General features: G+C 60.7%; 5 protein-coding genes. 1 reads left to right on the forward strand and 4 read right to left on the reverse strand.

Annotated features, from left to right (window positions below; genetic code table 11):
• Both DXT96_RS26720 and DXT96_RS26725 read right to left on the reverse strand, forming a co-directional pair.
• Nucleotides 1-620: isocitrate/isopropylmalate family dehydrogenase (locus DXT96_RS26720; RefSeq protein ID WP_246670666.1), on the reverse strand; the 620-nt coding region annotated here is incomplete at its 3' end.
• A gap of 116 nt (nucleotides 621-736) precedes the next feature.
• Nucleotides 737-1,705 (reverse strand): tripartite tricarboxylate transporter substrate binding protein BugD, encoded by a 969-nt coding sequence (locus DXT96_RS26725; protein WP_082186212.1) that lies wholly within the window; start codon nucleotides 1,703-1,705, stop codon nucleotides 737-739.
• A gap of 148 nt (nucleotides 1,706-1,853) precedes the next feature.
• Between DXT96_RS26725 and DXT96_RS26730 the strand changes: the two genes are divergently transcribed.
• Nucleotides 1,854-2,597: a GntR family transcriptional regulator gene (locus tag DXT96_RS26730; protein WP_153517182.1), complete on the forward strand. Its 744-nt coding sequence runs from the start codon at nucleotides 1,854-1,856 to the stop codon at nucleotides 2,595-2,597.
• Here DXT96_RS26730 and pyk read toward each other — a convergent pair.
• Nucleotides 2,583-4,031 (reverse strand): pyruvate kinase, encoded by a 1,449-nt coding sequence (gene pyk / locus DXT96_RS26735; RefSeq protein WP_153517183.1) that lies wholly within the window; start codon nucleotides 4,029-4,031, stop codon nucleotides 2,583-2,585. The two genes, DXT96_RS26730 and pyk, sit on opposite strands and share 15 nt — an antisense overlap.
• Nucleotides 4,032-4,039: 8 nt before the next feature.
• Nucleotides 4,040-5,308 carry a glycerate kinase gene (locus DXT96_RS26740; RefSeq protein ID WP_153517184.1) on the reverse strand — a complete coding sequence of 423 codons (1,269 nt, stop codon included), beginning with the start codon at nucleotides 5,306-5,308 and terminating at the stop codon, nucleotides 4,040-4,042.
• Nucleotides 5,309-5,405: the final 97 nt, after the last annotated feature.

Consider the following 5,405-nt stretch of genomic DNA (forward strand, 5'->3'; position numbering starts at 1 on the left):
ACTTCGGCCGCGATCTCGTCCCACATCACCATGCCATGGCGCTGGGCGTTCGACTTGGTGACGACAGTCAGCAGTTTGCGCGGGCGCGCCTGGGCCAGCTTGAAGGCGTAGCGCATAATGCGGGTAACGCCGACGCGGGTAAAGATTGCCACTTCCGTGCCGACCTCTTCCGGAAGGCCCCTATGGGCGCGGCCGCCATGGCCGGAATACTCGCCTTCGGAATTCTCCCGGACGATCACCCAGTCGAGATCGCCCGGACCGCAATTGCGTAAGGGCGGCGTGATGCCGGGCAGGATCTTCGTCGGGCGCACATTGGCGTATTGGTCGAACCCCTGGCAGATCGGCAGACGCAGACCCCAGAGCGTGATATGGTCGGGAACGTCAGGGGCGCCGACCGCACCGAAGAAGATCGCATCGAACGTCTTCAGCTTGTCCAGCCCGTCGGCCGGCATCATCACGCCGTGCTTCTTGTAATAGTCCGAACCCCAGTCGAAGGTTTCGGTATGGATCTTGAAGTCACCGCTGCGCTGCTCCAGCGCCTCCAGAACCTGAAGACCCGCAGCTATAACCTCAGGACCAATCCCATCCGCAGGGATCGCTGCAATCTTGTATTCACGCATGGGAAGTTCGCTCCTGTTCAAGGGCTCGCGCTCAGTGTCAAGCGCCGGACGCATGGCCCGTGGCCATGACGAATGATGGATCGGCGGCTTATTCTCAGCCGCCGACCAAACCGAGGTTACTTGCCGCTTTCGCTGATCAGCTTCGTCAGTCGCTCGACTTCAGACGCGAACTTCTGGTCAAGCGCCGCCGGTGTCGCCAGATCTTCCGATACCGGTGCGGTTCCAAGGCTCGCAAAACGCTCGATCACGACCGGATCCTTGAGTGCGGCGCGCAACGCTTCCGCAAGCTTGCTGCGGATGGCTTCAGGCGTTTCCTTGGGTGCCCAGAGCGCATGCCAGGCACTGAGCTCGAACCCTTGCAGGCCGCTCTCTTCGATGGTCGGAAGATCTGGCAGCACGCCAATCCGCGCCTTCGTTGTCACCGCATAAGGATGAACCTCACCGGCCTTGATCTGGGTCGTGGTGTTGGTCGTCTGGTCGCAGGCGAGATCGATGCGACCTCCAATGAGATCGGTCATTGCGGGGCCCATGCCCTTGTAAGGCACCAGAGTGATCTTGGTGCCGAGCGCGTCCTGCAGCAACCTGCCGCAGAGATCGGAAACGGCACCCGTGCCGGCGGTCCCGAAGGTGACGGCAGGCCCGTTTGCCTTCACATAGGAGAGGAGATCGGTGAACGTCTTCGGCTCGAAGTCCTTCCTGCCGACGACCGTCATCGGGACCTCGGTAATCAGCCCGACGCTCGAAAAGTCTTCGATCGGCTTGTAGGTCAGGTTCGGGTAGAGCGCAGCGAAGGTGGCCACCCCGATATGGTAGAGCAGCAACCGGTAGCCATCGGGGTCCGCCTGCGCCACTGTTGCGGCACCAAGCGAGCCGCCGGCGCCGCCCATGTTTTCGATCAGCACCTGCTGGCCAAGGGTCGTGGACATCGACTGCGCCACTAGGCGCGCCACGGTGTCACTCGGTCCACCTGCCGCTGCAGGCACCACGATTGTGATGGGTCGATCAGGATAGTTCTCCTGCGCCAGCACCATATGGCTGGACATGGCAAACAGGACACCTGTGAGGGACAACAGTACCTTTTTCATCGCGCTTTCCTCCCTGAGATCGCGAAGGATGCCTCCACATCCTTTTCCATGCTATCTTGCATGCAAGCTTACATTTATTGATGCGCGCCCGTTTGTCAAGCTCCAGGAGAGCGGCTATAACGAGCCTTGAAACAACGGCAGGCAGTTCATGATCAAGACGATCGACATTCCCGGAGCCGCGCCACGCGATCCGGCCACAGAACAGAATTCAGCAAACGCCGACATTAACGGTTCGGGTCGGGTTTCTGCCGCCTATCTCGCCATCAAGGAGGCGATACGCTCCAACGCGTTTCCCCCTGGGTACCAAGCCGCGGAAATTGAAATTGCGCGTCAGCTCGGCATGAGCCGAACCCCGGTGCACGAAGCCATGGCGCGACTGCAGGAAGACGGACTGGTCCGGATACTTCCCAAGAAGGGCATCATCATCTGTGCCCTGTCTCCTGCGGACATCGAGGAAATCTACGAAGTCATCACCGCGCTCGAGGGTGCAGCGGCAGCACGGCTCGCCCGGCTGCCGATGGAGGAACGCGCGCCCGTCATTCAGCTTCTGAAGGCCGCCACAAAGCGGATGATTGAGGCATTGGCGGACAACGACCTTCCACGATGGGCTGTGGCCGACGAGGATTTTCATCAGGCCCTCGTAATAGAGAGCGGAAACAGCCGCCTCATGCGGATGGCCGGGACTGTCGCCGATCAATTGCATCGCGCCCGCATGTTCACCCTCAACCTACGCCCATTACCGCTGCACTCGGCCGGTGAGCATGCGGCAATCATAGAGGCAATCGAGCAGGGTGATGGGGATGCCGCAAGCCGCGCCGCACGGCTGCACCGCAAACACGCGCATGACGCATTGATCCCCCTTATTGCTCGATACAATCTACGCAATCTGTAGGTTGTCGGTTGCGGCGATCTGAACGACGCGGAGATTGTTGGTGCTGCCCTGTTGCGCGAATGGAAATCCCGCCACGATGACGATGTGATCGGAGGGACTTGCCAGCTTTGCTTCCTGCACTGCCTGTTGCGCATGAAGCAGCGACGCCTCATAGGTGTGGACATCTTGTGATCGCACGCCGACAATCCCCCATAACATGTTGAGCCGGCGCGCGACTTGTTCGGACGGAGTGAGAGCCAGAATTGGCAATGCGGGTCTGGCACGCGAAATTCTGGCCGCGGTTGTTCCGCTCGATGTATAGGCCACCACAACCGGCGATCCCAGGGCCACGGCAACGTTGGCTGCCGCAGTGGCAACTGCATGCGGCGGTGATTGAGCGACATCGGGTTCCGTTGCCTCAAGGATCGGCCGGTAGTGCTTGTGCTTTTCCGTCTTCTCGATGATCCGGTTCATCATTTCGACCGCCTCCACCGGGTAGGCGCCTGTTGCGGACTCAGCCGAAAGCATGACCGCATCCGCCCCATCATAGATGGCACCGGCAACGTCCGAGGCCTCAGCACGCGTCGGCGTTGGCGAACTGACCATCGAGTCGAGCATCTGTGTGGCAACAATCACAGGCTTGGCCGCGAGGCGGCATGCACGGATGATTTCCTTCTGTTTACCCGGCACATCCTCCGGCGGGATCTCGACGCCGAGATCGCCTCGCGCAACCATGATGCCGTCCGAAAGCCTGACAATATCGTCGATGTCATCGAAGGCAGACGGTTTCTCAATCTTGGCAATGAGGCCAGCCCTGTCTTCAACAAGGGACCGGGCTTCCACCATGTCGCGAGCACGCTGGACAAAAGAAAGTGCGACCCAGTCGACGCCGAGCTCGAGCCCGAATTCCAGGTCCTCACGATCTTTCGCCGTGAGCGGGGAAATGTCGAGGACAGCGCCGGGCACGTTGACACCCTTGCGGTTCGACAAGGCGCCTCCATTGATGACCTCGCAAACAAGCCGCCCGTCCATCACCTCCATGATCCGGACTTTTATTCTACCATCGTCGATAAGGAGGTCCATCCCGGGCACCGCCACCTCGAAAATTTCCCGATGAGGTAGCGGAATGTCGTTCATTCCTTCGCCACCCTCACGGCCAAGGATAAATCCGATCGTGGATCCACGTGCGAGATCGAGCCTGCCATGTGCCAGAACTCCGATCCGGATCTTCGGACCCTGAAGATCCTGCAGCACGGCGATAGCAGCATCATGCTCCTGCTCGAGAGCTCGGATGTTCCTATAGACTTCCGCGTGATCGGCCCGGGCACCATGGCTGAAATTCAGGCGGAACGTATCGACACCGGCGAGAAACAGTGAGCGAAGCATGTCGGGCGAACTTGACGCCGGTCCGACCGTCGCGACGATCTTTGATCGCCGGTTGTTGCGTATGAACATGTCCAAACCTAACCTATGAGAATTGCGCGGATGTCGTTGACGTTCGTAAGCGTTGGGCCTGTGACCACCAGGTCGCCGATGGCCTTGAAGGCCGTGTAACTATCATGGGCAGACAAGGTCGCCCGTGGATCGATACCAGCATCGCGCATTCGGATAAGACTGTCCGGCGCGACCAGCGCACCGGCAGCATCCTCGACACCGTCGATACCATCAGTATCACCGGCGATGGCCCAGATGCCGGAAGCTCCCTTAAGGGCAACCGCAAGGCTTAGAAGGAATTCCGTATTTCTTCCACCTCGCCCGTCGGTCATGCCACCAAGGGAAACAGTGCCCTCACCACCGGACAGGATGATGGCAGGTGCTGCTACAGGCAGGCCCTTGTCGCGCGCGGATAGCGCGATGCCCGCCATGACACGCCCCATTTCGCGAGCCTCACCTTCCAGGGCATCTCCGAGGATAAGTGGACACAAGCCGGCATCTAGCGCAGCCGCGGCGGCCGCATCGAGCGCTATCGAGGGGGCAGCAACCAGCCGAATCTCGCCTGCGACCTCCTCTGCCTTAGGCGTCTCGTTGCCTTGCACCAGCACTGCGCGCGCAGACTCGGGCAGGTCAATGCCGTAGCGGGCGACGATGGCTGCTGCGTCTGCCAAGGTGGTCGGATCCGCGACCGTTGGACCCGAGGCGATCTCCGATGGATCATCACCCGGCACGTCGGAGATGACCAGTGTCACCAGTTTTGCCGGCCGTACAGCGCGCGCCAGGTGTCCCCCCTTGATGGCGGATAGATGCTTGCGGACGGTGTTCATCTCGGAAATCGTGGCGCCGCTGGAGAGCAGCGCCTGGTTGACCGCCTTCTTGTCGGCCAAAGTCATCTTGCCTGCCGGCGAGACGAGCAATGACGATCCCCCGCCGGAGATGAGAGCCACCACGAGATCGTCAGGACCAAGGCCCTGGACGGCAGCGAATATCTTCTCTGCAGCCTTGATGCTCATTTCATCCGGGACGGGATGGGAGGCTTCGAGGATTTCGATGCGCCCGGCCGGAACGGCGTGGCCATAGCGAGTGACCACGATGCCCGAGAGATCGACATCGGGCCAGGCGGCGTCGACCGCAGCCGCCATCGCAGCCGACGCCTTGCCCGCTCCCACCACAACGCAGCGACCTCTGGGACGCTCTGGGAGGTTGTTGACAACAGCTATTTTCGGATCCGCGCTGGCAACGGCTGCGTCGAAAATTCGACGCAGCACCTGGCGAGCGGACACATCGTTCCAGGTCATTCTGCAGCGGCCATCTTCAAGATATTCGATCCTGCGATTGCGTTGCATACGGCTTCGGTGACTTGGCTGGTGTTGGCGGTGCCACCGACATCGGGGG

Source organism: Agrobacterium sp. ICMP 6402 (genome assembly GCF_009498615.1).
GTDB classification, from domain to species: domain Bacteria; phylum Pseudomonadota; class Alphaproteobacteria; order Rhizobiales; family Rhizobiaceae; genus Agrobacterium; species Agrobacterium burrii.

Bases quoted from the DNA above. Each gene is read 5' to 3' on its own strand.
- DXT96_RS26725 (WP_082186212.1), bottom strand. From the start codon at position 1,705: ATGAAAAAGGTACTGTTGTCCCTCACAGGTGTCCTGTTTGCCATGTCC.
- DXT96_RS26740 (WP_153517184.1), bottom strand. From the start codon at position 5,308: ATGACCTGGAACGATGTGTCCGCTCGCCAGGTGCTGCGTCGAATTTTC.
- DXT96_RS26730 (WP_153517182.1), top strand. From the start codon at position 1,854: ATGATCAAGACGATCGACATTCCCGGAGCCGCGCCACGCGATCCGGCC.
- pyk (WP_153517183.1), bottom strand. From the start codon at position 4,031: ATGTTCATACGCAACAACCGGCGATCAAAGATCGTCGCGACGGTCGGA.